General features: G+C 44.6%; 20 protein-coding genes. 15 read left to right on the top strand and 5 right to left on the bottom strand.

The window, feature by feature from the left end; genetic code table 11:
• Positions 1-8: 8 nt before the first annotated feature.
• Both OCU48_RS18020 and OCU48_RS18015 read left to right on the top strand, forming a co-directional pair.
• Entirely contained in the window at positions 9-584 is a 576-nt protein-coding gene (locus OCU48_RS18020) for a HupE/UreJ family protein (protein WP_167496207.1), read from the top strand.
• Between the two features lie 187 nt (positions 585-771).
• A complete protein-coding gene (locus OCU48_RS18015; RefSeq protein ID WP_141346349.1) occupies positions 772-1,431 on the top strand; it encodes a GntR family transcriptional regulator in 660 nt (219 codons plus the stop codon).
• A gap of 110 nt (positions 1,432-1,541) precedes the next feature.
• On the opposite strand, the gene OCU48_RS18010 is transcribed toward OCU48_RS18015, so the two are convergent.
• The 3 genes from OCU48_RS18010 to dsrO are packed head-to-tail and all read right to left on the bottom strand — an operon-like array spanning position 1,542 to position 6,522.
• A complete protein-coding gene (locus OCU48_RS18010; protein ID WP_141346350.1) occupies positions 1,542-4,637 on the bottom strand; it encodes a tetrathionate reductase subunit A in 3,096 nt (1,031 codons plus the stop codon).
• Positions 4,638-4,654: 17 nt separating this feature from the next.
• On the bottom strand, positions 4,655-5,758 hold the full coding sequence (gene nrfD / locus OCU48_RS18005; protein WP_141346351.1) for an NrfD/PsrC family molybdoenzyme membrane anchor subunit: 1,104 nt from the start codon (positions 5,756-5,758) through the stop codon (positions 4,655-4,657).
• Positions 5,755-6,522, bottom strand: a complete 768-nt coding sequence (gene dsrO, locus OCU48_RS18000; RefSeq protein ID WP_141346352.1) for a sulfate reduction electron transfer complex DsrMKJOP subunit DsrO — start codon at positions 6,520-6,522, stop codon at positions 5,755-5,757. Before dsrO ends, nrfD begins: the two co-directional genes overlap by 4 nt.
• A gap of 190 nt (positions 6,523-6,712) precedes the next feature.
• Here dsrO and OCU48_RS17995 point away from each other — a divergent pair, with 190 nt between their 5' ends.
• Both OCU48_RS17995 and OCU48_RS17990 read left to right on the top strand, forming a co-directional pair.
• The gene (locus OCU48_RS17995) at positions 6,713-8,536 is read left to right on the top strand and encodes a sensor histidine kinase (protein WP_371859123.1); all 1,824 of its coding nucleotides are present in this window, start codon (positions 6,713-6,715) and stop codon (positions 8,534-8,536) included.
• Positions 8,537-9,139, top strand: a complete 603-nt coding sequence (locus OCU48_RS17990) for a response regulator transcription factor (protein ID WP_141346354.1) — start codon at positions 8,537-8,539, stop codon at positions 9,137-9,139.
• Positions 9,140-9,286: 147 nt separating this feature from the next.
• Here the strand turns inward: OCU48_RS17990 and OCU48_RS17985 are convergent, their stop codons facing one another.
• Positions 9,287-9,646, bottom strand: a complete 360-nt coding sequence (locus OCU48_RS17985) for a glutaredoxin family protein (RefSeq protein ID WP_141346355.1) — start codon at positions 9,644-9,646, stop codon at positions 9,287-9,289.
• 319 nt (positions 9,647-9,965) lie between these two features.
• On the opposite strand from OCU48_RS17985, the gene OCU48_RS17980 reads away from it, so the two are divergent.
• The 4 genes from OCU48_RS17980 (at position 9,966) to speB (ending at position 16,601) form a co-directional block, all read left to right on the top strand.
• Positions 9,966-10,523, top strand: coding sequence for a hypothetical protein (locus tag OCU48_RS17980; RefSeq protein WP_141346356.1), 558 nt, complete (start codon positions 9,966-9,968; stop codon positions 10,521-10,523).
• A gap of 158 nt (positions 10,524-10,681) precedes the next feature.
• Positions 10,682-12,430 (top strand): formate--tetrahydrofolate ligase, encoded by a 1,749-nt coding sequence (locus tag OCU48_RS17975; RefSeq protein WP_141346357.1) that lies wholly within the window; start codon positions 10,682-10,684, stop codon positions 12,428-12,430.
• Between the two features lie 1,342 nt (positions 12,431-13,772).
• Entirely contained in the window at positions 13,773-15,683 is a 1,911-nt protein-coding gene (speA, locus tag OCU48_RS17970; protein ID WP_167496208.1) for an arginine decarboxylase, read from the top strand.
• Entirely contained in the window at positions 15,684-16,601 is a 918-nt protein-coding gene (gene speB, locus OCU48_RS17965) for an agmatinase (RefSeq protein WP_141346358.1), read from the top strand.
• Between the two features lie 478 nt (positions 16,602-17,079).
• On the opposite strand, the gene OCU48_RS17960 is transcribed toward speB, so the two are convergent.
• Positions 17,080-18,450, bottom strand: coding sequence for an L-serine ammonia-lyase (locus OCU48_RS17960; protein WP_141346359.1), 1,371 nt, complete (start codon positions 18,448-18,450; stop codon positions 17,080-17,082).
• Positions 18,451-18,875: 425 nt separating this feature from the next.
• Here OCU48_RS17960 and OCU48_RS17955 point away from each other — a divergent pair, with 425 nt between their 5' ends.
• The 7 genes from OCU48_RS17955 to OCU48_RS17925 all read left to right on the top strand — a co-directional run bounded on the left by OCU48_RS17955 (position 18,876) and on the right by OCU48_RS17925 (position 24,555).
• Positions 18,876-19,280, top strand: a complete 405-nt coding sequence (locus tag OCU48_RS17955) for an NUDIX hydrolase (RefSeq protein ID WP_244312343.1) — start codon at positions 18,876-18,878, stop codon at positions 19,278-19,280.
• 543 nt (positions 19,281-19,823) lie between these two features.
• Positions 19,824-20,627, top strand: coding sequence for a transporter substrate-binding domain-containing protein (locus OCU48_RS17950; RefSeq protein ID WP_141346361.1), 804 nt, complete (start codon positions 19,824-19,826; stop codon positions 20,625-20,627).
• A 14-nt stretch (positions 20,628-20,641) separates the two neighbouring features.
• A complete protein-coding gene (locus tag OCU48_RS17945) occupies positions 20,642-21,310 on the top strand; it encodes an amino acid ABC transporter permease (RefSeq protein WP_141346362.1) in 669 nt (222 codons plus the stop codon).
• Positions 21,311-21,322: 12 nt separating this feature from the next.
• Complete coding sequence (locus OCU48_RS17940; protein WP_141346363.1) at positions 21,323-21,973, top strand: amino acid ABC transporter permease; 651 nt, start codon at positions 21,323-21,325, stop codon at positions 21,971-21,973.
• Positions 21,960-22,688: an amino acid ABC transporter ATP-binding protein gene (locus tag OCU48_RS17935; protein WP_141346364.1), complete on the top strand. Its 729-nt coding sequence runs from the start codon at positions 21,960-21,962 to the stop codon at positions 22,686-22,688. The genes OCU48_RS17940 and OCU48_RS17935 overlap by 14 nt, the downstream gene beginning before the upstream one ends.
• A 25-nt stretch (positions 22,689-22,713) precedes the next feature.
• Positions 22,714-23,532 (top strand): MurR/RpiR family transcriptional regulator, encoded by an 819-nt coding sequence (locus OCU48_RS17930; RefSeq protein WP_141346365.1) that lies wholly within the window; start codon positions 22,714-22,716, stop codon positions 23,530-23,532.
• 21 nt (positions 23,533-23,553) lie between these two features.
• The gene (locus OCU48_RS17925) at positions 23,554-24,555 is read left to right on the top strand and encodes a bile acid:sodium symporter family protein (RefSeq protein WP_141346366.1); all 1,002 of its coding nucleotides are present in this window, start codon (positions 23,554-23,556) and stop codon (positions 24,553-24,555) included.
• The last annotated feature ends 4 nt before the right edge of the window (positions 24,556-24,559 follow it).

Here is a 24,559-nt window from a genome sequence, read left to right as displayed (position 1 = left end):
TTAGTTTTATGAAAAAGATAGGGATTTTTGCACTTCTGATGTGTCCTGGGTTGGCATTGGCTCATCCTAGTCATTCTGATGTAGGGTTTGCTTCTGGTTTTGTTCATCCATTGACTGGAATGGACCATCTTGCCGCTATGCTTGGTGTTGGTCTTATTTGTAGCTTCTTTTTTAATAAGCAAAGAAACATCAAGTTGGCAGTGTTGCTGGTGTTAGCATTGAGCTTAGTTGCTGGTGCGTTGTTGGCTGTTGTCGGTTTAAAACTTCAGTTCTTTGAAGCTATGATTACCTTATCTATCGTATGCGTTGGCATGTTCTTACTGTTTGGAGGGTTAGGACGTTCGATCAACCAGTGGGCTGTTTGTAGCTTAGCTGTGCTCTCTGCCTTCCATGGATACGTTCATATTATCGAAGGTTCAGGTGCGATGGACTTTGGCCAGTACACTCTTGGCTTTATCATGTCTAGTCTTGCTTTGTATTGCACCGGACTGAGTTTAGGCAACAAACTGTCATCGGTATTTGGGAAACAGCAGTTATGTGTGTTGTCTGGAAGTGTTTATATAATGTTGGCATTAGGGCTGTGATCTGATTTGTCTGGTCAATGTGTTTACTAATTTATTGATTTAATTCGTGATGTATCAGATTGTACGCTATCACGAATTGCAGATTTTAGCCTATTTTTAGGTCTGGACATCCTCTATTTGTTGCTGTGAATCGCATGATATTAGGGTAGACTGACGTGAGCTAAATTTAAGAAAAGAGGTAACGAGATTGAAAGCTATTACTCGCCCTAAAAGTTTGACAGAAAATGTGGCTGAGAACTTGCGCCACTCCATCGTTAGTGGTGAGCTTAAGTTAGGCCAGCCACTGTCAGAGGCATCTCTTTCCGAGACCTTTGGTGTTAGTAAAACACCAGTTAGAGAGGCTTTGTTCATCCTTAAGCAAGAAGGATTGATCGATATTATTCCTCAGAAGGGAAGTTTTGTATTTCGACCAGATGAGAGGTCGCTGATTGAACTTTGTAACTTCCGTAGCTTCATGGAACCGATTGCAATTGAAGAGTCGATGAAAAACAACTCGGAAGCATTTTTGGAGTGCTTAGAAATTAGCATTGTGAAGATGGAACATAAGTTTAAGAACAAAGACTTTAAAGCGTTTTTGCTACTTGATGGGGAATTCCATGAATCTTTCTTCAAGTATTGTGGTAACTCGTTACTACAGAAAAGCTATGAGCTAGTGCAATTCCACATCGGTGCCATTCGCAGTCATCTCACTAGTACAGAGGACGCATATGGTGAGATTCTAGAAGATCACCGCCGAATCTATCAGATGCTAAGTTCAGGAGAGATCGCAGAGGCTCAAGCTATGTTGCGTAAGCATGTCTTGGACATTAAGGCCGTTATTGATGCTTGTTTAGCAGTAGAAGCATAGAAGTCGGTAGCTAAAAGATACTTTTGGATTTGTTTTGCTATTTTTCTGGTTGAGCGAATAATTCCACCTTTAAAAAGCCCTTAACCAACTGGTTAAGGGCTTTTTAATATCTATGCTTTACGAATCTTAGCTGGAAGTGATTGACGTGCAGCAGAGCCCACTACCCAGTCAAGCATGACACCTTTACCTTCCCGAGTTGGGTCGATTAAGCCAATATCATTGATGTTCACCCCATCGTGAGTACGTGTTCTGATAGGCTGCTGCTTGTCACCAATCCAGTGAGCACGCTCGCCAAGTTCGGTATGACCAAAGCCATGTTCAAAACCAAGGGTTCCTCGACGAATTCCAGAAACGACCATAGCCAAGGCTTTAGTGCTAGAGCTTGGGGTTTCAATGATAAATTCATCACCGGTTTCAATGCCTGCACTTGTCGCATCCTCTGGATGGATATACACCGGATTGACGCCTTTAACGGAATGTAATCTAGGCGATAGGTTAGAGACCGCACTATGAATGTTAGACTTAAAGTTAGTCAAACTAAATGGCCACTTATTGCTAGGGTATTGCTCTTCAAGTGGCGTCCCATCAGATAGTTTTTGTGGATACCAAGTCGGGCAACCACTGTATAACTCTCCCGTCATGGTGTTACGAGAGCTGCCTACTTTCTCATTCCAGATAGCGATCGGTTGCGTCCATTTATACTTCATCTGATTGCCTTTATAAGCCTCAGTCGCATTTTCAAAGCGGCCACCTCGCGCAAAAATATAAGCCACTCGCTTCATTTCTTCGTTTGATAGCGCTTTGTTCATGCTTGGCAATAGGCGTTCAAGCCCAGACCATGCGATATCTTCTGCTGTTACCTCAGGAACACCGCCTTTGACATAAGCTAAGTTGGCCGCAGCTCGAAGGTAATAGTCCTCTGCGCTATGAATACTGTGCCATGATCCGTCACTAGACTTAATCGCTTTATCTCCAAAGCCACCAAGCTTCATCTCTTTGGCAAGATCAATAAGGAAGTTTTCTAAACAAATGTGCCTACCATCAGTGGTTTTTTCTGTACGTGCTTCTACGATAGGCCAGCGCGCTGTAACCGCTTTTACCGGCACATCATGCCAAGGAACTGCCATTCCCCAACTTTCATAAGTGACGGTATCTGGCACTATGTAATCAGACAGTGCGCTGGTTTCATTAATGAATGCATCGACCGAAACTATCAAGCCAAGTTGCTTGGGATCTTTTAGTTTCTCTTCAAGGAGGTTCTTTAATCCAGGGATGCCGTAAATAGGGTTTCCCATGTGATTGATCCATGCCTTAACGCGATAAGGGTAGCCATCTATTGCTGCGGTAAGGTGCTCGGTAAGGAGCGGAGCAGAGATAGGATACCAAGGCGCACGCGTTGGGTATGGGGATTGCCCTGCTGCGATTCGGCGTTTGTATTCACTGGTTTTTTCGTATGGGAATTTACTGCGCGACAGGAATACTCCTTTAGGCGCAACTTTGCCTTCAAACTTAGTGAAATCATAACGCGGACCATTAGCTGAAGTAGGGTAACCGCCAGCTTGAGCCATTGCACCTCCCTTCAGGTTAATATTTCCGATCAGTGCATTGAGCATCATGATGGTGAATGCATTATAGAAGCCGTTGGTGTGCATGTTGCCACCATGAGTATCTACGACCGCTTTTGTACCATGGCTGGTAAAACGTTTTGCCAACGAAATAATCTCTTCAACAGGGATATCGCATTGTTTGCTGTAAAAATTCAGGTCGTATTTGAACGCCTCTTCTTTTAAACGCTGCAGTGAAGACTTAACACGTACTGTTTGACCTGAATCTAAGATGATTTCTTGGTCTACAAATAGTTTGGCTTCTCCTGCTTGGCTATGTAGGCCGAGTTCACCGTTTTGCGAATTTACAATTACATAGGGATCAGAATCCGATAATGCTTCACCTTCAAAGGTCATTCCTGCTTCAGAGGCGCGTAGGAATTTACCGTATCTAGGGTGTGACTCATCACTGATCACTAGGTGAGTTGCATTACACCAGTGTGCCGTTCCCGCGTTTGCCATTGCTTTTGGTCCAGGCTGAGCTAAGAAAGTCTTGTTGTAGCGTTGGTTTTCGATGATCCATTGAATCATTCCAAGCACCAAAGCAGAATCGGTACCAGGCTTGATGGGTAACCAACGATTCGTATCACCTGCGGCCAAGCTTGAAGACCCTGCAGGCAAACTTGGTGTCACTATCGTATATTCAAGATGACCATCGGTACGCGCCTTTGCAAGTTGACGTGCTTGACGCTTGAATGGATTGCCGGCTTGAGCGGGTGACATTCCGATAAAAATAATGAATTCGGCATTGTCAAAGTCAGGTTTTAGATGAGCAAATTTATTGAGGTCATTCATGAATGCACCACTCCCCGCACGAAATGCATAGCCACAGTAAGAGCCGTGATTAGCAAAGTTACGAGTACCGAAGCTGTTGAATGCAAAACGTTTGAAGATATCATCACGCCCTTCATTAGTACCATTGGTCATGAGTAGTTGGTTTGCTTTAGGTCCATACTCTGGGTTTTTTGCATCTATAGGTGAGTTTAAGTCTCGGATAGAGGCCAAACCTTCAACATGCCCTTCTCCAAATAGGTCTCCGCCTTGAACGACTTCTTTGACTAGTTGTTCGTAGCTAATAGGTTCCCACTTGCCTTCACCACGTTTACCCACACGTTTAAGTGGTTGAGTGATGCGATACGGGCTATTACGGATCTCTAACATGCCGTTACCACGAGCACAGGCCGTTGAGCGGCCCTCGAGGCCTGACTCTCCAGTCAATCCTAGGTAAGCATCCTTAACAGGCGTTTGATAAGGAATGTGTTGTTGGTGAGAGAGCGGATGATATGGGTTTCCTGACACTCGCAGTATTTCATCATTACGATTGTCCACACGAACTCGCAGGCCACAAAGAGTCCAACAACCAAAACACATAGAAGGTGCAACGCGCTGGTTAGGATTAGGGATCAAGTTTCCACTTTTGCTCACCTTGTATTCAGGCTCAAGCGAATTGCCATTGTGAATACTTTTGGTTTTTTCTCCTGCCGTTCCTTCGATAGCACCTTCAACCATATGTTTAGTTGTAGAAGCGTAACCTGCAGCAAAGGCACCTATACCACCTACTGCAAGACCAGATTTCAAAAACTGGCGACGTTTGTTATCCATGATGAAATCCTCTTAGATTATTGTTCAGAAAGTAACGACTGAGATGAAGACTGTTGTTCAGTTTGCACCAACTCAGAACCGAGTAGAGCTAAGGCCATCCATAGTCCAAACATACCGAAGATACCTAGTAAGCCACTGCCACCCATAGGTAACTCGTAAGGGTAGGGTCCAAGATCAAACTTTGGAATGGTTTGAACGTCAATCATAGTGACCCAACGAACAGCCCATGCGGTGGCAAGAGTGATCATTGACAAAATGGCCAAGCCAAATCTTCGTTTAGAACTTGTTCTCAATGTGCAAAACGCCACTACAAAGCAACAGATAATCATTGCAAAAAGTGCCGAAAGGCGGAGCAACCATTGGTTGCTATCAAACAAAGAAAAACTTTGATTACCAGCGGCCCAAATAAACAGTACCAACAATGACAACACCGAGCAGATTGATGTGGTTCTTTTTAGTAGATGACGATCTCCATTAGAGAGAGTATCGGATGAGCGTGTTGGAATTAGCAGTGTAATTAACAGACTAAAGCCTACTGCGCCAAAGAATGCAGTCACAAACCAGATGATGGGTGAAGCGGGTTGGTGCCACAGTGACCTTGCTTGTACCACCGCAATCTCAGCGCCAGTATAAAGCGCAATTGACAGCCCCGATAACACGGCAATACTTGCTGAGATTAGCATCTGGTTTTTACTCGTTTTCCAATCACCGAGAGAAAGTTTGGACAGTAGTTGGAATACCTTGGATGGGTGTTGTTGCAAACGGATCAAATCAGCGCGCAAATACAGCCATGCTGCAGCAATAGTCGTGGCAGAAAATACGGGCAAGAACAAAGAGCCTAGTGACATCCAGGACCAAGGAGTCAAATGTGTATAGAAATGCCAAGCGCGGCCCGGTTGATGGAGATCACCCGTTAATGCTAGTGGGCCTACTATAGCCCCGATAGCCATAGTTAGTGCAAAAGCAGAACGCATACGGTGACTGGTGTGCTCTGAAAAAACCAAAGCAATCAAGAATAAAATTGCGGCTGCATACGCTGAACCAATGTAGAAAAAATATTGTACAGCCCAAGGAAGCCAAGCAACTGCTTGAGAAGGAACCAGTACTTCAGTGATGATCATACTTTTTCTCCTGTAGGTTCATAGATGGCGGCTTTTCCTTCAATTTGAGAAGTAAAGCGTTCGTTCATGCCGATATAAAAGACGTGAGGCTTAGTGTTTTGCTCTGGCTTAAGTACCTTGATGTCATCTTTGTTTTCAGCCATTAAGCGACGAATTTCACTATTAGGATCATTAAGATCCCCAATTACTCGAGCACCTCCTACGCAGGTTTCTACACACGCAGGTAATAGTCCCTCTTCGAGGCGGTGAGCACAGAAGGTACATTTATCTGCTGTGAGAGTAGATTCATTGATAAAACGAGCATCGTATGGGCATGCTTGAACGCAATAAGCGCAAGCAACGCAGCGACTGTTATCGACCATGACAATACCGTCTTCTCGCTGGAAGGTTGCTTGCACTGGGCATACGGCGACACACGGCGGATTTTCACAATGATTACAGAGCCTAGGTAGCATGAAGGATTTCACTTCCTCAGTAGCTGTAGTTCCATCATCGAGCTTTACCTCGTATTGCTTCACTGTGGTACGAAATTGACCGATAGGTGTTTGGTTCTCGATACTGCAACCGACGGTACATGCTTGACAGCCAACACATTTACGTAAGTCGACCACCATTGCGTAGCGTTTACCAACCTGACCTTTGCGATCGGGCTCATTGTTGTTTCGTATAATAGGAGCGGCAGTAGCTGTGCCTATTCCTGCTACAGGGATCAGTGCGGCACCTGCGGTAAGGGCACTGAGAAATCGACGTTTCGTAGAATCCATAATGGACCTGCTAAGATTGTTTAAAGCGTGCTCGCATTGTCGATAAAGTAGTGGCTGTTTGATATTGTGGATTTCCACATACCAGAATTAAAATTGATTTAAATCAATAAATGGATTTAGCTACCGAAATGATATGCTGGAACTTAACCGATAAGGAATCGTCAATCTGTCCACTATGAAAATATTGAGTATGCTTCACTTTTTTTTACTGTCGATACTGAGCCTAATGCCGCTCAATACTTTTGCCCAATCATCCCCTGATTTTGAGAAAACCACACCGAAACAGCAGGTTGATATTGCAGTGTTGGCTGTTCGTGGACATCTGTATGCTGAGAGACGTTGGCGTCCGACCATTGATTTACTCAACCAAAAGATTCCTGAAGCTCATTTTGTGCTTCATCCTTTAAATTTGAATGATATGGGTAAGGTGGTAGAGCAACAGAGTATGGGATTTATTCTGACTAATCCTGGACAAGCGGTTCGATTGGGGCGCCAATATTCACTCTCTTGGATAGCCACCCTTTCAAGCAAGTCACCTATTAATACCAACTCCAGTATCAGCTCGGCGCTCGTGGTGAGAGCAGAGTCACCTTATCAATCTATTGAAGATGTTTCAGGCCTTCCTATGGCTGCAGTTTCTGAACGTGCTTTTGGTGGGTATCTCACCTTACGCTATGAAGTGATTGAGCAAGGAATCAACCCGAATAGATTTTATTCAGAAGTGCGTTATCTTGGATTTCCTGTGGATGCCAGTTTGTACCAACTGCGTGATGGTATTGTTGAGGCTGCGGTCGTGCCTGCCTGCTTACTGGAGGCGATGAGTAAAGAAGGGTTAATCGATATACAAGATTACCATGTACTGAACGCAAAGCCATCTCCCCCCATTCCATGTCAGGTGTCTACTTCTTTTTATCCTAACTGGTCACTTGCAAAAACCAGTATTGCCTCCGGGGAGCTCGCAAAAAAAGTCAGTCAGGTACTACTGGCTATGCCTGAAACGAGCCAGGCTGCGCAAGCGGCGAGATCTTCAGGATGGACTTCTCCTATTAGCCTTTTATCTATCGATAAATTGTATCAGGCGATGGATTTGCACCCGTTACAGCAGCCCTGGTGGCAAGAAGGGTTTCGCTGGCTTCGCTCACATCAGGAGTGGGGTTGGGCACTATTCTTATTTGTGATTGTACTCAATGCTTATCACTTTTGGTTAGAGTATCGATTTAGCAAAAGTAAAAGAGAGCTAGAAGAGACCTTACTGAGGTTAAAAGAAAAGAGTGAGATGCTAGAGCACTCACAGCGTTTGATGATAGTCAGTGAGCTTGGAAGCAGCATTGCACATGAAATTAATCAACCGTTAGCCGCAATCCGTAATTACAGCGAAGGTGGAATGTTACGCTTGCAAAAACAACGTCCCCATCAAGATATTGTGCCGGTTATGCAGAAGATTCAAGCACAGGTAGAACGAGCGGACGCTATCGTTCGCCGCCTGCGAAATTTGATCAAAAAACGCAGTGTACAGATGACGTTGTGTGATCTTGAGCGGTTAATTACGGATACTATTGAGTTACTCAACTATCGACTACAAAAACAATCGGTGAGCTTTACTCGAACCACCCAAGGTCCTGAGCGAACCGTCACTATAGACTCCGTGGGTGTACAGCAGGTATTAGTGAATGTTATCAATAATGCGATTGAGGCATGCACGGCCCTAGCTGAAAGCAATGTCGATGAATATCAAGCGCAAATTACTATTCAGACTGAGTATTTAGAATCAGAGGTAAGGGTGATAATTTGTGATAATGGAATAGGACTTCAACAAGAGCACCCTACAGAGGCCTTCGTCAGTACAAAAAGTGATGGCTTGGGTTTGGGGCTGAGTATCTGTCGCGATGTCATGGAGATGCATCAAGGTGATTTTTTGATTGAATCAAACAAAACAAACGGCTGCTGCGTAACGATGATTTTGCCAAATAAAATGTCTGCCAATAATACACTCAATATGGAGCAACATGATTAAATGAACGAGCAAATTGAGTTACTTCCGGTACATGTAGTAGATGACGACGAATCAGTGAGAGAGTCTTTGAGCTTTATGCTAGAAGAGCACGGTTTTACGGTTAATGATTTTGAGGATGGTCAAGCATTCTTAGAGGGTGTCGATAATCAGCTAGCGGGTTGTGTCATTCTTGATAGCCGCATGCCCAACTTACGTGGGCAACAGGTTCACCAGATTTTAAAACAAGCTCGAAGCCCATTAGCCGTTATTTATTTAACGGGACATGGCGATGTACCAATGGCTGTGGATGCTCTCCAATCAGGAGCGGTTAATTTCTTTCAAAAACCGGTTAAGGGTGATGAGCTTTGTCAAGCTATCCGCCAAGGCTTAGTTCAATCGTTGGCAAACCTCGAGATATCATCAGCACAAAGTGCGTATGACTCTCTAACGCAAAGAGAGCAAGACATCTTAAGGTTGATCGTGGAAGGCAAACGGAACATGCGTATTGCCGATGAGCTGTGTATTGCAGTGAGAACAGTTGAAGTACACAGGGCTAATCTATTAAAGAAATTCTCATCCAAGACGGTAGCGGAACTGGCGTATATCTATGGGAAGTTAGGTTAAGCGTGGGCGCTATTTATTGGTGTTCATCGTCTATCTAACATAACACTGCATTCAAATTAGGTGGGGTAGGCGAGTTTACTGTGTAGTGGCTACAGTGCGCCCATGATAGGTATCAGGGCGCTTTGAACAAAGATATTGATTTAAAGGTTACGCAAATTCTTTCTGTAAATACGCGACGATATCTTTAGATTCATACATCCAAGTGTCGTTACCTTGTTGCGTGATCTTTAGACATGGCACTTTAACGCGGCCACCACCGGTCATCAGTTCTTCGCGAGCCACTTCATCATGTTTCGCATCTTTTAAAGCGACATCAACTGATTGACGCTTCATTTCACGGCGGACTTTCACGCAAAATGGGCAAGCCTCAAACTGATACAGTGTTAAATCATTGGCTTTATCATTGGCCGCTTGCTGTGCTTCTTCAGACCTTTTGACTCCGCGTGGTGTGAAGATAAAGTTGAGCAACAAGATAATCTTTCCTAGAACAATCCTGATAAATTTCATTGTGACCTTTTCTGATTCATTGGTATTTGATAATAAGTCTCAATGCTCTATCAAATCGATAACAGAGTCAATTTACTTGGCAAATTGATACCAAGCAAAGCACTGCTTTGAGTGGTAAGACAGGTATTGATTACCACCAGACAAGTCATGAACGTGATTCGAGTGTGCTCTTGAACTCATCAACCTCAACTCAAAGTCTGAACCTGTGCAGGCTTTAATTTACTACGACGGGTATAAGGTGATACGAAATTCATGGATGTCATAGGCACAATCATAGAGATGAGGTATCGTTAGCGTTTTCACCCAATCCTTGCACCTTATGACAACACCTAACGCTTTATTCAATGCTGTTCATGCGGCTGGTTTTGAACTACCCACAAAATCAGTTTCTGTAAATGTCGATGCATCGCAATTTGACCAGCTATGTGAAAAACTCTCACCATTGTTTGAACGTTCAAAGTTGAAGCATTCGCAACACACTGACCTCCAGTTGTTACTCGGTTTGTTTACTCTGCATCATGAAAAACTATTGCATCAGTTGAATGCTCAGCAAGAGAGCCTACAGGCCATGCAGAGTGTGATCGATGAGTCTTTAGAGGGTAAACACGCTGCGGCTTTCAAATCTCCATTGGTGATGGAATTTTGGGTCACTATGCATCTTTGGTTATTTGTACAAGGAGAGCTAGGTATGGACTACTCACTGGCGAATGACTACGCAACAGAAGCCAGTCAATTACTGGTTTCGTTTACCTCGGTTTCTGCCGATGAATTGCGTTGTGAATGGAATGAGTCCTTCTATAAAGGGAGCAACATTTTGAAAGGATTTACCGGATCAGAGTCAGGAATTCGTGCTTGGATTGCTAAGGTATTAAAATAAAAGCAGTTTATAATTATCCTACTTTGCATTTAACCATCCTTGCATAATTGGAATGTTCGTTTTTCATTCGACGCAAACGTTTGCACTTTACTTATTATCAAATTTCTTTATTATCCCCGCAAAAATCAGATTGTCTCTTTTATCTCCCTGAGGAAGCCATGCTGTCGGATATTGAAATCTCTCGTTCTACCCCATTACGCCCTATTGCTGATGTAGCTACTGCTGTAGGTTTGCATGCTGATGAGATTCAAACTCATGGTCAACATAAAGCCAAGGTTTCTCTTAAAGCGCTTAAGCGCCTAGAAAACAAAAAAACAGGTAAGTTAGTCGTTGTTACTGCGATCACTCCAACCCCTCTTGGGGAAGGTAAAACGGTGACTGCGATTGGTTTAGCGCAAGGTCTATTCAAAATCGGTCAATCTGTGATGGCGTGTATCAGACAACCTTCTATGGGACCTGTATTTGGCGTTAAAGGTGGCGCAGCTGGTGGTGGTTACTCGCAAGTTGCACCAATGGAAGAGTTAAACCTGCACCTTACCGGTGACATTCATGCGGTTACTGCCGCTCATAACCTCGCATCTGCGGCGATTGACGCTCGCATCTATCATGAACAGCGTAATGGCTACGAAGACTTTGAAGCACGCTCTGGCCTAACGGCGCTTCGTATCGACTCTCAAAGCATCGTATGGAAGCGTGTAATTGACCATAATGACCGAGCACTGCGCAAAATTACTGTAGGCATGAATGATGAAGGCAAGACCATCAATGGTTACGAGCGTGAAGATGGCTTTGATATCTCAGCTGCATCTGAACTTATGGCGGTACTTGCCCTAGCGAGTGACCTGCAAGACTTGCGTCGTCGTATTGGCAAGATAGTGATTGGCTACAATCTTGATGGTAAGGCAGTGACTACTGAAGATTTGGGTGTGGCGGGCGCGATGACCGTAAGCATGCGTGAGGCTATTGAGCCAACCATGATGCAAACCCTAGAGGGTATTCCAACGCTTATTCACGCTGGACCTTTTGCAAATATTGCCCATGGCAACTCTTCAATCATTGCCGATAACATCGCAACTAAGCTTGCTGATTACACGGTGACGGAAGGTGGCTTTGGCTCAGATATGGGCTTTGAGAAAGCGTGCAACATCAAAGCACAAGCTTCTGGCAAAGCGCCAGATTGCGCAGTAGTTGTGGCAACGCTTCGTGGCTTGAAGGCAAATTCTGGCCTTTACAATCTAAAGCCGGGTCAACCAATTCCAGACAGCATGTTTGATAAAGACAGCGCTGCTCTAGAAGCTGGATTTGCCAATCTAAAATGGCATATTGAGAACGTAGTAAAGTACGGCGTGCCAGCGGTTGTTGCTATCAACCGCTTCCCACAAGACAGTGAAGAAGAGTTAGCGAAACTAAAACAAATGGTTGAGGCGCTCCCTTCTTCTGTTGAAGTGGCTGTATGTGAAGCATTCGCACAAGGCGGTGCAGGAGCAGCTGAACTTGCATCTAAAGTCGTTTCTCAGTGTCAAACGCCTGCTCAATTTAAACCTCTTTATCAGATATCTCAGACACTAGAAGAGAAGATCATGGCAGTCACTGAGGTAGGTTATGGCGCGGCATCAATCACCTTGAGTGATAAAGCTAAAGCTCAATTGGCACAGTACAAGTCACTTGGTTTTGACAACCTAGCTATCTGCATGGCGAAGACACCGATGTCGATCTCAACGGATGGCAACGTTAAAGGGGCTCCGACTCAATTTGACGTACCCATTCGCGAGCTAAAACTATGTGCGGGTGCCGGTTTTGTTTATGCACTTTGTGGCAATGTAATGACCATGCCGGGGTTACCAGATAAACCAGCCTTTATGAATCTTGATATTGATGAAGATGGTAATATTACTGGGCTGAGTTAGTCTGAACTAATTCAACTAAGCTTATCGTAACATCATCCCAGAGTACTCCTATCGAGGATCTAGCACTCAAAAGGTTCCCGCTAACAACATGCGGGAACGACACAACTACGTGATGCTCACTTATCCACACAGTCGTCATCCCCGAGCGCTTTTATCGGGGATCTAGCACGCATAAGGTTCCCGCTAACAACATGCGGGAACGACGCAGCTATGTGACACTCACTTATCTGCACAGTCGTCATCCTCGAGTGCTTTTATCGGGGATATAGCACTCAAAAGGTCCCCGCTTACAACATGCGGGAACGACGCAGCTATGTGATGCTCACTTATCCACACAGTCGTCATCCCCGAGCGATTTTATCGGGGATCTAGCACGCACAAGGTCCCCGCTAACAACATGCGAGAACGACGTAGATATGTGACACTCACTTATTCACACAGACGTCATCCCCGAGCGATTTTATCGAGGATCTAGCACGCACAAGGTCCCCGCTAACGACATGTGGAACGACGTAGATATGTGACACTCACTTATCCGCACAGTCGTCATCCCCGAGTGCTTTTATCGTGGATATACCACACACAAGGTCCCCGCTAACAACATGCGAGAACGACGTTGCAATGTGACACTCACTTATCCGTACAGACGTCATCCCCGAGCACTTTTATCGGGGATCTAGCACGCACAAGGTTCCCGCTAACAACATGCGGGAACGACGCAGCTATGTGACACTCACTTATCCGCACAGTCGTCATCCCCGAGCGCTTTTATCGTGGATCTAGCACGCACAAGGTCCCCGCTAACAACATGCGGGACCGATGCAGCTATGTGATGCTCACTTATCCGCACAGACGTCATCCCCGAGCGATTTTATCGGGGATCTACCACACACAAGGTCCCCGCTAACGACATGTGGAACGACGTAGATATGTGACACAGTCGTCATCCCCGAGCGCTTTTATCGGGGATCTAGCACGCACAAGGTTCCCGCTAACAACATGCGAGAACGACGCAGCTATATGATGCTCACTTATCCACACAGTCGTCATCCCCGAGTGCTTTTATCGGGGATCTAAGCACACCGAAAGCCAAGTAGACCTCCTACCAAATTTATCTATATTGAAGACGCAAACCCTCCACTACCCTTGTTCCTTTTGTCTTAACAGAAGGTATCGCCACGATTTATCCTCACGACAAAATTCTTTTGTTAGACACCACCGTCATTTTATCCGTTAATGCGCCCCGCACGGCGGTGAAACGAAACCGAATGAACCCGTGTTAGGTTTGGCTTCAGGTTGTTCTGGGTCATTTGTCCTTCCTCTTGTCTTTGTGAGATCTGACGTGGAAAAACTTTCTAAACTTGACCGTGTTCGTGCGGATTACAACGTTCATTACTGGAGCCAAGGCTTCTACGGTATTGATAACCAAGGTGAGGTGTATGTATCACCGCGCAGTGACAATGCACACCAAGTACCGTTGAGTAATATTGTTTCTCAATTAGAGAAAAAACAACTTAACCTGCCTGTTCTAGTAAGGTTTCCTCAAATTTTACATCAACGTGTGCACGGTATTTGCCAGGCGTTTAATCAAGCGATAGCAGAATATCAATACCCAAATAATTACTTGCTGGTCTACCCAATTAAGGTAAACCAGCAGAAAGAAGTGGTCGATGAGATCCTAGAGAGCCAAGCTCAGCTTGAAACTAAACAGTTAGGATTAGAGGCGGGCAGTAAGCCTGAATTACTCGCAGTATTGGCATTGGCGCAAAAAGCGAGCTCAGTGATTGTATGCAATGGCTACAAAGATCGAGAATACATTCGTTTAGCTCTTATTGGCGAGAAGCTCGGACACAAGGTATTTATCGTACTTGAGAAACTCTCTGAGCTCGATCTGGTACTCAAAGAAGCAAAAGACTTAGGCGTGACACCTCGCCTTGGTCTTCGTATTCGCCTTGCATCCCAAGGGGCAGGTAAGTGGCAATCCAGTGGTGGCGAGAAGTCTAAATTTGGTTTGGCAGCTTCTCAGGTATTGTCGGTGATTGAGCGATTGAAGAAAGAAGACCTACTGGATGTATTACAACTGGTTCATTTCCACCTTGGTTCACAGATGGCGAATATCCGTGACATCCGCAACGGTGTAAATGAGTCAGCTCGTTTTTATTGTGAATTGCGAGCAATGGGTGCCGGTATCAAGTACTTCGATATTGGGGGCGGTTTGGCAGTGGACTATGACGGTACACGCAGTCAGTCTTCTAGCTCGATGAACTATGGCTTGATTGAGTACGCGCGTAACATTGTAAGTACTGTAGGGGATGTATGTCAGCAGTATGAGCAACCCGTTCCGACGATTATCTCTGAATCTGGACGCTCTTTAACGGCGCATCACGCGGTATTGATTACCAACGTGATTGGTACTGAGGCGTATTACCCTGAAGCAGTTGATGCTCCACAGCAACTTGCTCCAACGCTACTACAAAATATGTGGCGTAATTGGGAAAGCCTACAAGATGGCAGTGACGCGCGTGCTTTAATCGAGATCTACAACGACACTCAGAGTGATTTAGCTGAGGTACATTCCCAGTTCGCGACAGGGGTCTTAAACCTAGAACAACGAGCATGGGCAGAGCAACTTTCCCTTCGAATCTGCTTTGAATTGAGTCGTCAGATGAGCAACAAAAACCGTTTTCATCGTCCAATTATGGATGAGTTGAGTGAGCGTTTAGCAGATAAGTTTTTTGTTAACTTTTCGCTATTCCAGTCTCTACCGGATGTATGGGGCATAGATCAGGTATTCCCTGTTTTGCCTCTATCCGGGCTGGAGAACGTGGAAGATCGCCGAGCGGTTATGTTAGACATTACCTGTGATTCAGATGGGGCGATTGAGCAATACGTTGAAGGTCAAGGCATTGAAAAAACCTTGCCAGTACCTGCTTGGGATAAGGATAAACCTTACTTGATGGGCTTTTTCTTAGTGGGAGCGTATCAAGAGATTCTGGGTGATATGCATAATTTGTTTGGTGATACTCACAGCGCAGTTGTCACGGTAAATGAAAATGGTGAGTCGATCATCGAGCGTGTCGATGAAGGGGATAGTGTTGAAGACATGATGCGCTATGTTCACATCGATGTAGATAAGATTCGCGATAACTATCGCGATTTAGTCGCTCAACGTGTAGACGCTGATGAGCAGCAACAAGTGTTAGAAGAATTAGAAGGTGGCCTAATGGGGTACACCTACTTAGAGGATTTCTAAATGAATGATTTGTTTACTAAAACTGATTATTCTCTATACTCAAATTCTATGAGTTTTTTGCGTAGACCTTATCTGCGTGATCCTGTGACTGCAGAGGCTGATTTAGTGGTATTAGGAGTACCGCTAGACTTAGCCACTTCGGGAAGACCGGGCGCACGTATGGGACCTGACGCGATACGCAGAGCATCGGTCAATCTTGTATGGGAAGGCAAAAAGTTCCCTTGGGATTTCAATGTATTTGATCGCGCTAAGGTGATTGATGCTGGTGATTTGGTATTCGACAGTGGTGATGCCGAAGGCTTTACCAATCGTTTAGAAGCGGCTACCGATGAAATCCTCAAAAGTGGCAAAACAATGCTGGCATTGGGTGGAGATCACTTCATTACGTTGCCAATATTGCGTGCGTATGCGAAGCATTACGGTCAAATGGCATTGATTCATTTTGATGCTCATACCGATACTTATGCGCATGGCAGTGCGTATGATCACGGCACCATGTTTTATCACGCGCCAAATGAAGGACTGATCTCTCCTCAGCATTCAGTGCAGATTGGTATTCGCACAGAGTATGAGCAGCAAGACCACGGTTTCAATGTCATTAATGCTATGCAAGCGAACGATAAAAGCGCTGATGAGGTTGTCGCTCAAATTCGTGAGGTGATTGGTGATAAACCCGTGTACGTGACCTTTGATATCGATTGTCTAGATCCAGCATTTGCACCGGGTACAGGGACTCCTGTATGCGGAGGGCTAAATTCAGACAAAGTGTTAAAGATTCTGCGTGGCTTGGCTGGGCTGAATATCGTTGGTATGGATGTAGTAGAGGTTTCTCCTGCGTACGACCACGCCGATATGACAGCTCTGGCAGGAGCAACAGTAGCGCTGGAGTTAATATATGCTTGGGCATCGAATCGATAACTTGTTTTGATATTTGCTTTGCATTTAGGGAAAGTCTTATGGCTTTCCCTTTTTTTTGCTTTCGGACTTACAGTTTGGCATTGGTTTCGCAAGGCAAATTTCTAGATCTCCGATAAGAGCCCTCGGAGATGACGTGGTTGTACACTCGGAGATGACATGGTTATACACGCGGAGGTGACCCAGTCAAAAGTCGTCATGCCCGAAGTGTTTTATCGGGCATCTACTTATACCAATCGTACTAAATAACTGGTCATCCTAGCTTGTTAAAATACTCTATGACTGTGTTAGAATTTTTGATTGTAGAACAACTGCTTATCAAAGAATTCTGCCTTGTCCTCGAGCATTTTTCCTACGCTATTTCTGATCACTTACTTAGTGTGATTGGTATTAATCGAAAAGTACTAAAAGAATCCTAAAAAGGCACATTAGTAAAACTAACATGCCTTTCTCTCACGGATTAACCAACAAACAGAAACAATTACTCACATGGCGGAGCAAGGTGAATCATTGCTAATCCACCTAATGATGTTTCACGGTATTTTTTGTTCATATCTTTACCTGTCTGATACATGGTATCGATAACATCATCCAGAGAAATCAAGCACTTACTTGAACGCTTAAGTGCCATGCGAGACGCATTGATTGCCTTCATCGCACCCATAGCGTTCCGCTCGATACAAGGTACCTGAACCAGTCCACCGATAGGGTCACATGTCATACCTAGCGAATGCTCCATTGCAATCTCAGCGGCAATACAGATCTGTTCGTTACTACCACCACGCAGCGCTGTTAAACCCGCAGCAGCCATTGACGAAGATACACCCACTTCACCTTGACAACCGACCTCGGCGCCAGAGATTGAAGCATTGGTTTTGTATAAAATACCGATAGCACCAGAAACCGCCATAAAGTCTTTAAGTTGCTTGGTATCGAGCTCCTTGATGAAGCGATTGTAGTACATGAGTACCGCAGGAATAACGCCAGCTGCACCATTGGTTGGTGAGGTGACCACCTGCCCTCCTGCCGCATTTTCTTCACTTACCGCAAAAGCAAATAGGTTTATCCAATCCAAGATCTCCATAGGATCGTTTTCAACTAAGGCATTCGCTTCTAGTTTTTTTAGCAAGTTAGGTGCACGGCGCGTCACGTTGAGCCCGCCATCTAGGATACCCTCGGTTTCAAAGCCACGCTCCATACACAAGCGCATGACTTTCCAGATTTGATCTGCTTTGGCATTGATAACCGCAGTATCTTGGAAGGCTAGTTCATTACGAAGTACCATACCACCAAGGCTTAAGCCGTTTTTCTCAGCTTGCGCAAGCATTTCATCGGCACTTGAGAAAGGAAACTCTACCGAGATATCCTGGGTCTTTTTGCCGTGTTGCAATTCATCTTCTGTTGCAATAAAACCGCCACCAATAGAGTAGTAAGTCTCAAAACCAATACGTGTGCCTACAGCATCGAATGCAGAGATCGTCATGCCATTTTCATGCAGTGGTAGGTTATCGGTATGGAACAGAATGTCTTTGTCGTAATCAAAATTAATCAGGTGATGACCGGATATATTCATTTTCCCATCACTAATCGCACTGCGCATTTCAGCGTTGGCACTAGAGATTTTGATGGTGTCAGGGCGATTGCCAAGTAGACCAAGAATCGAAGCTCGATCCGTGTGGTGACCTTTCCCCGTAAGAGATAGCGAGCCGTATAAATCCACCTGGACGCGGGTTATCTTCGCCACATCTTTCTGAATAAGTTGAGTAAAATGATACCCAGCAAGCATAGGACCATTGGTATGAGAGCTAGAAGGACCGACACCTATTTTGTAGATATCAAAAATTGAGTACATATTCTTTACCTATTACGACAATACGGCCAAAAGCCTGTTTAGGGGTATGAAGCACTGCCAAATTTTGAAGGCTTATCCTTCAATAATAGCTGTACATCAACTGAGCTACCATAAACGCATCACTACCTAGAGTGACCAATCAGTAATTGAAGTTATTATGATGTGAGCGGAATATACAGTAATAAGCGTTGTGAGGTGAATAGGTTGACTGTAAAAGAAGTCAGAAACGACGGGTTTGCAACATTTGGTCGATTGTAAACCCTTGCTATGAATAATAAAGTGAAGCAATTCCATGTATTCAATCTAGGTGCCAAACAATGCTTTACTGCCCTAAGTGCGGAGTTAAGAGCTTAGCCACGATCAAAAACCAGTTTAACTGTCGCGAGTGCGACTTCACCTACTTTCAAAATATGGCGGCGGCTGTGATGGCAGCAGTCATCAAGCAAAACGCCGATTCAGAAACGCTACTCCTAGTTGCCACTCGTTCGCGCGAACCCGGCAAAGGGCAATGGGACTTACCCGGTGGATATGTAGACCCCGGCGAAAGTGCTGAAACGGCGTTAAACCGCGAGCTAAAAGAAGAAATCGGTGTAGAACCGAATTCATCTCAATATCTCACTTCTTTTCCTAATGTTTACCCTTATAAAAACGTGGTCTACACAACCTGCGATATGGTGTTTATTGTAACGCTTGATGATGACGCACAAATTGTCGCGGATGACGATGTTGAAAGTCTGAGCTGGATGCCTTTGAATGAGATAGATTTGAATGGGTTTGCGTTTGAATCAACCAAGCAGGCTGTGGCTGCGCTTAGGGCGCATTTGGGTTAATCTTGCTTTACGGTGTGCCTAATTGAATTCTGTATTCTCTAAGGTTCTGGATAAGCTCTTTGAGCTTTCCAGAATGACGTTGCTGTAATTGGCGTAACGTATACTGCTGTTTAGCACGGTACTAACTCACACGTCGTCATCCTAGAAGTTGCAGCGCAATTATCTAGGATCTTAGAGACAACTGAACTCACCAGTGCACAACATAAGTCCTTTCAAGCTTTCCAGAGTGACGTTGCTGTAATTGGCGCAACGTGTGCTGCTGTTTAGCACGTCACTAACTCACACGTCGTCATCCTAGAAGTTGCAGCGCAACTATCTAGGATCTTAGATACAACCAAATTCCTCCCATTGCGTCGTTATGGCGCAAGCATTGCACCAAATAAATCAATTCTCGTTTCATTTCAACAAATTAACTCTCACCTATAAATGCTGTTAGGCCCCTGATTTCTTAGCTTTGATAAGTATTTTTCACTTTTGGCACGTTCGTTGCAATAACTTAATTAGTTGTTCCAATTGTTTCATTTCTCTATAAGGAAATACCATATGAACGTTTCTACCAAAGTATTTAAGGCAGTACTCAAAACCGTTTTGACCGCATCTTTACTGCTGAGCGCGCAAGTAGCCAGTGCTAATCAATTAGATGCTATTAAAGAGAGTGGCGTGTTAAAGGTGGCAGTGCCGCAAGACTTTCCTCCATTTGGTTCTGTGAATATCAACCTTCAACCACAGGGTTATGATATCGATATGGCGCAGTACCTAGCCGATCAAATGGAAGTAAAGCTTGAACTGGTGCCAGTAACCAGTGCTAACCGTATTCCTTACCTACAAACACGTAAAGTTGACCTGGTGATTTCTAGCCTTGGTAAAAACCCTGAGCGTGAAAGAGCGATCGACTTTACTGATGCCTATGCGCCTTTCTTCCTTGGTGTGTTTGGTAGTAATGCTGAAACGGTATCTACTCCAGAAGAATTAGCGGGTAAAACGGTTGGCGTAACACGTGGCTCTGTTGAAGACATCGAGCTGAGCAACCTAGCACCTAAGGGCACAACGCTAAAACGCTACGAAGATAACAACGCAACACTATCTGCATACCTATCAGGTCAAGTAAGCTTGATTGCTACAGGTAACTTAGTCGTGACTGAAATCGCCAACCGAAGTCCAGCTAAAGCGCCTCAAGTGAAGTTTATGTTGAAGGATTCTCCATGCTACATCGGCATTAAGAAAGGTGACACTGAGCTGCTAGATGAAATCAATGTTCTTATCAAACAAGCAAAAATACAGGGAGAGCTAGAAAACATTTCTCAGAAATGGCTTAAGGCACCATTCCCAGCTTCTCTTGGCGCTTAATTAGGAACCTGTTAATGAGCTATCAACTTGATATTGCAGGTCTTGCTCCGTATGTGCCCCAACTCCTAACCGGAGCTTGGGCCACGATTAAGTTAACGACCATTTCTACGTTGGGTGGTCTGTTACTGGGAACCTTGTGTGCCGCAGGACGCATCAATAGCTATCGTTGGCTACGTTTTCTTAGCGCTAGCTATATAGAGGTTATTCGAAATACGCCATTTATTGTGCAGCTGTTCTTTATTTTCTTCGGTTTACCAGCCATTGGTTTGAAGTTAACTGCTTGGGAGGCGGGTTGTATTGCTATGGTGATCAACCTAGGTGCATACAGTGCAGAGATTATACGATCTGGGATTGAAGCAGCACCTAAGGGACAATGGGAGGCCGGTCGGGTATTAGGTCTGACCAACCGCCAAACCTTTATGCATATTATCTTGCCACCGGCTTATCAGCGCGTCTATCCGGCGATCACCAGCCAATGCATCATCGTGATGCTAGGCTCAGCTGTTGTCTCGCAGATTTCAGTGGAAGAGCTGACATTTGCAGCCAACTTTGCTCAGTCGAGAAGCTTTTTAAGCTTCGAGGCATACCTAGTGACTGCATTGATTTACTTGATGTTATCCATGCTTATGCGTCAAGTGTTTGCCATGGTGAAACAGGCAAGCTTCAAAAACCCATCGTTATAGGAGAGCCCAAACATGATGCAATTCTCTGATTGGGATATTTTACGCAACCTTTTACTAGCCGCACGTTGGACTATCTTATTATCTCTTATCGCCTTTGTGGGTGGTGGCTTATTAGGTGCTCTGCTGACTTTTTTGCGTAGCACGCGCAATGTGGTGTTTACTCGCCTCATCCAAGTGTATGTGGAGATCTTCCAAGGTACGCCACTCTTGATGCAGTTGTTCCTTACTTTCTTTGGTTTGTCTTTAGTCGGAATAGAAGTGAGTGCTTGGTCTGCTGCCATTCTATCGCTGACCTTATTTAGTAGTGCATTTTTCCATGATATCTGGCGCGGATGTATTGACGCCTTACCAAAAGGTCAGTGGGAAGCTTGTCGCACACTCGGGCTCACTTACTTGCAGAGTATGCGCTATATCATTGCGCCTCAAGCTATGCGCATGGCAATTGCCCCGACTGTTGGATTCTCAGTTCAGATCGTTAAAGGTACAGCACTGGCATCGATAATTGGTTTTGTCGAATTAACCAAGGCTGGAACCATGCTAAACAATGCGACTTTCCAACCATTCAAGGTGTTTGCTTTTGTGGCACTGCTTTACTTTGTTATCTGTTTTCCTCTGTCTTTATTAGCTCGCTACTTGGAGAGTAAAAATCATGTCACTCGTTAGTGTTGAAAAAGTCCATAAATACTATGGCGAAAACCACGTATTAAAAGGTGTAGATCTAAAGATTAATGCGGGTGAAGTTATCTCAATTATTGGTCGTAGTGGCTCAGGGAAAAGTACGTTATTACGCTGCATGAATGGCCTTGAGACCTACGAAGAAGGCGTAATTATTGTTGATAGCCAGTCAGTAGAAGATGACGATTACAAACTGAGACTTCTTAGTCGCAGTGTTGGCATGGTATTTCAAAACTTCAATCTCTTTCCGCACAAAACTGTGGGAGAGAACGTTATGCTCGCACCTAAGCTAGTGCTAAAGAAAAGCTACCAAGAGTGTCGAGAGATAGCAAAAGAGTTGCTTGAAAAAGTCGGACTTGCTGACAAGTTTGATGCCTACCCCGGTAATCTTTCTGGTGGTCAGCAGCAGCGTGTAGCCATTGCTCGCTCACTGGCTATGAACCCTAAGGTACTGCTATGTGACGAGATTACATCGGCACTTGATCCAGAACTTGTTGGAGAAGTGCTCAAGGTTCTAGAGCAACTGAAAGCGGAAGGAATGACCCTTATTTTAGTCACTCATGAAATGAACTTTGCTCGCGATGTAGGTGACAAGGTAGTGTTTATGAATGAGGGAAAAGTATGGGAAACAGGGGAAAGCAGTCAAGTATTTGCTAATCCTCAAACGCCTGAGTTACAAGGCTTTTTGTCTGCAGTACGCTAAACCATTTTATTTATAGGAGCGCTCAATGAGTCCCATCAGTAACCCGTTAAGTGAACGAATTACAAGGCACTATTCAGAGCTGACTAAAAGCAATCGTCGCTTAGCCGATTACCTGCAGCTCAACCCTGAAAAGATCTTGATGCTATCAACCAATGAGATTGCTGAAGCGTGTGAGGTATCGAAGGCCAGTGTCAGCCGATTTATTCGCAAGCTGGGTTATGAGGACCATGTCGCGCTGCGTAATGAACTATTGAATGAGCGTGACAAAGGCACTCCTGTTATTACTGCGCCAATGGAAGAGAAAGAACTGCAGCAAGAGCTTCTTTCTCTTGAACAACTATGGGCACAGTTGGGTGAAATGGACTTGACGGATCTTACCGAGAAACTGTCATCGGCTAAACGGATCAAAATCATTGGCTATCGCAATAGTTATCCTTTGGCACTGCATTTTAGACAGCAGTTGATGCAGTGCCGTGGCAATGTTGAATTGCTACCGACGCCAGGGCAAACCATCGGTGAGGATATTGCCTCAATTACTGATGAGGATTTTGTCATTGTTATCGGTATTCGCCGGCGTGTGAGTCATTTTTCCAAAATTTTAGACTCGTTAGCAGAACATGACACTTTGCTGATCACCGATCAGTCAGGACAAAAATACATTCCTAGTGTTTCTCATTACTTGATTTGTCATATGAACAATCAGAACCCGTTAGATAGTTATGCAGCGCCAATGAGCTTGATCTCTTATTTAGTGAACAAAGTGTATCGCCATTTAGGGGCTGAAGCGGTCAAGGTCAGTGGCAAGGTCAGTTCCCACTACTCTCAACTCGATGAACTTGAATAAACTAAAGAAGTAATTTCAACAATGAACATAGTAAGTAAGTTAAAAAAAGAATGGTTTCTAGTAGGTATGGTACTTGCCATTGCTCTGGCGACTATAACACCCGATCTTGGTAAAAGCGGAGGAGCGATTCATCTAGAAAAGCTGACAGGAATTGGAGTTGCCATTGTATTCTTTTTACACGGTTTAGGCTTAGCGCCAAGTGCTATCAAAGCGGGCTTAAGTAATTGGCGTCTGCACCTATTTATCCAATCAGCCACTTTCATTTGTTACCCCTTATTGTGGGTAATCTTTGGTGACTTGTTTCTAGCTTATATGCCAGCGGCCCTTGCATTTGGCTTCTGTTACCTATTCGTATTGCCAAGTACCGTTTCTTCGTCTGTAGCCATGACCAGTGTGGGCAAGGGAAATGTACCAGGCGCTATTTTCAATGCGTCTCTTTCTAGCATTATCGGTGTTTTGATCACGCCATTTTTAATTCAATTGTTCATGGGTTTTGAAGGGGCAGAACTCAACCTGATGGATTCAGTAGTCTCGATCGCAAAGTTACTGCTTTTGCCAATGCTAGCAGGTCAACTGGCGCGTCTGTTGCTACTGGCGTTTGCTGAAAAACACAAAGCTGTGGTCAACAAAGTCGATAAGTACGTCATCTTGCTGATTGTTTACAATGCGTTCTGTGATTCTGTGGCAAATGGCATTTGGCATACATTCTCTATTGCTATGTTAGCCACCACCATTGCTGTTTGTATTGTGGTATTGATGGTGATGATCCATTTTTTCCAGTGGGGGGCACGCAAGAGTGCTTTTAGTCATGAAGATGAAGTAGCTGCGGTATTTTGCGGTACCAAGAAAACCCTCGCTGCAGGGGTTCCAATGGCAGCGGTAATCTTTGGTTCGGACCCATCTCTAGGCATGATTTTATTACCTATCATGCTGTATCACCCAATTCAGATTTTTTACTGCGCGGTAATGGCAAATCGTTACGCGAAGAGTGCAGAGCAAGATCTCGCCGTCATGGCGAAGTGATGGA

Origin of the sequence: Vibrio inusitatus, from assembly GCA_024346935.1 — a bacterium.
In the GTDB taxonomy this organism is placed as follows: Bacteria; Pseudomonadota; Gammaproteobacteria; order Enterobacterales; family Vibrionaceae; genus Vibrio; species Vibrio inusitatus.
This window is presented reverse-complemented; position numbering and strand designations above follow the sequence as displayed.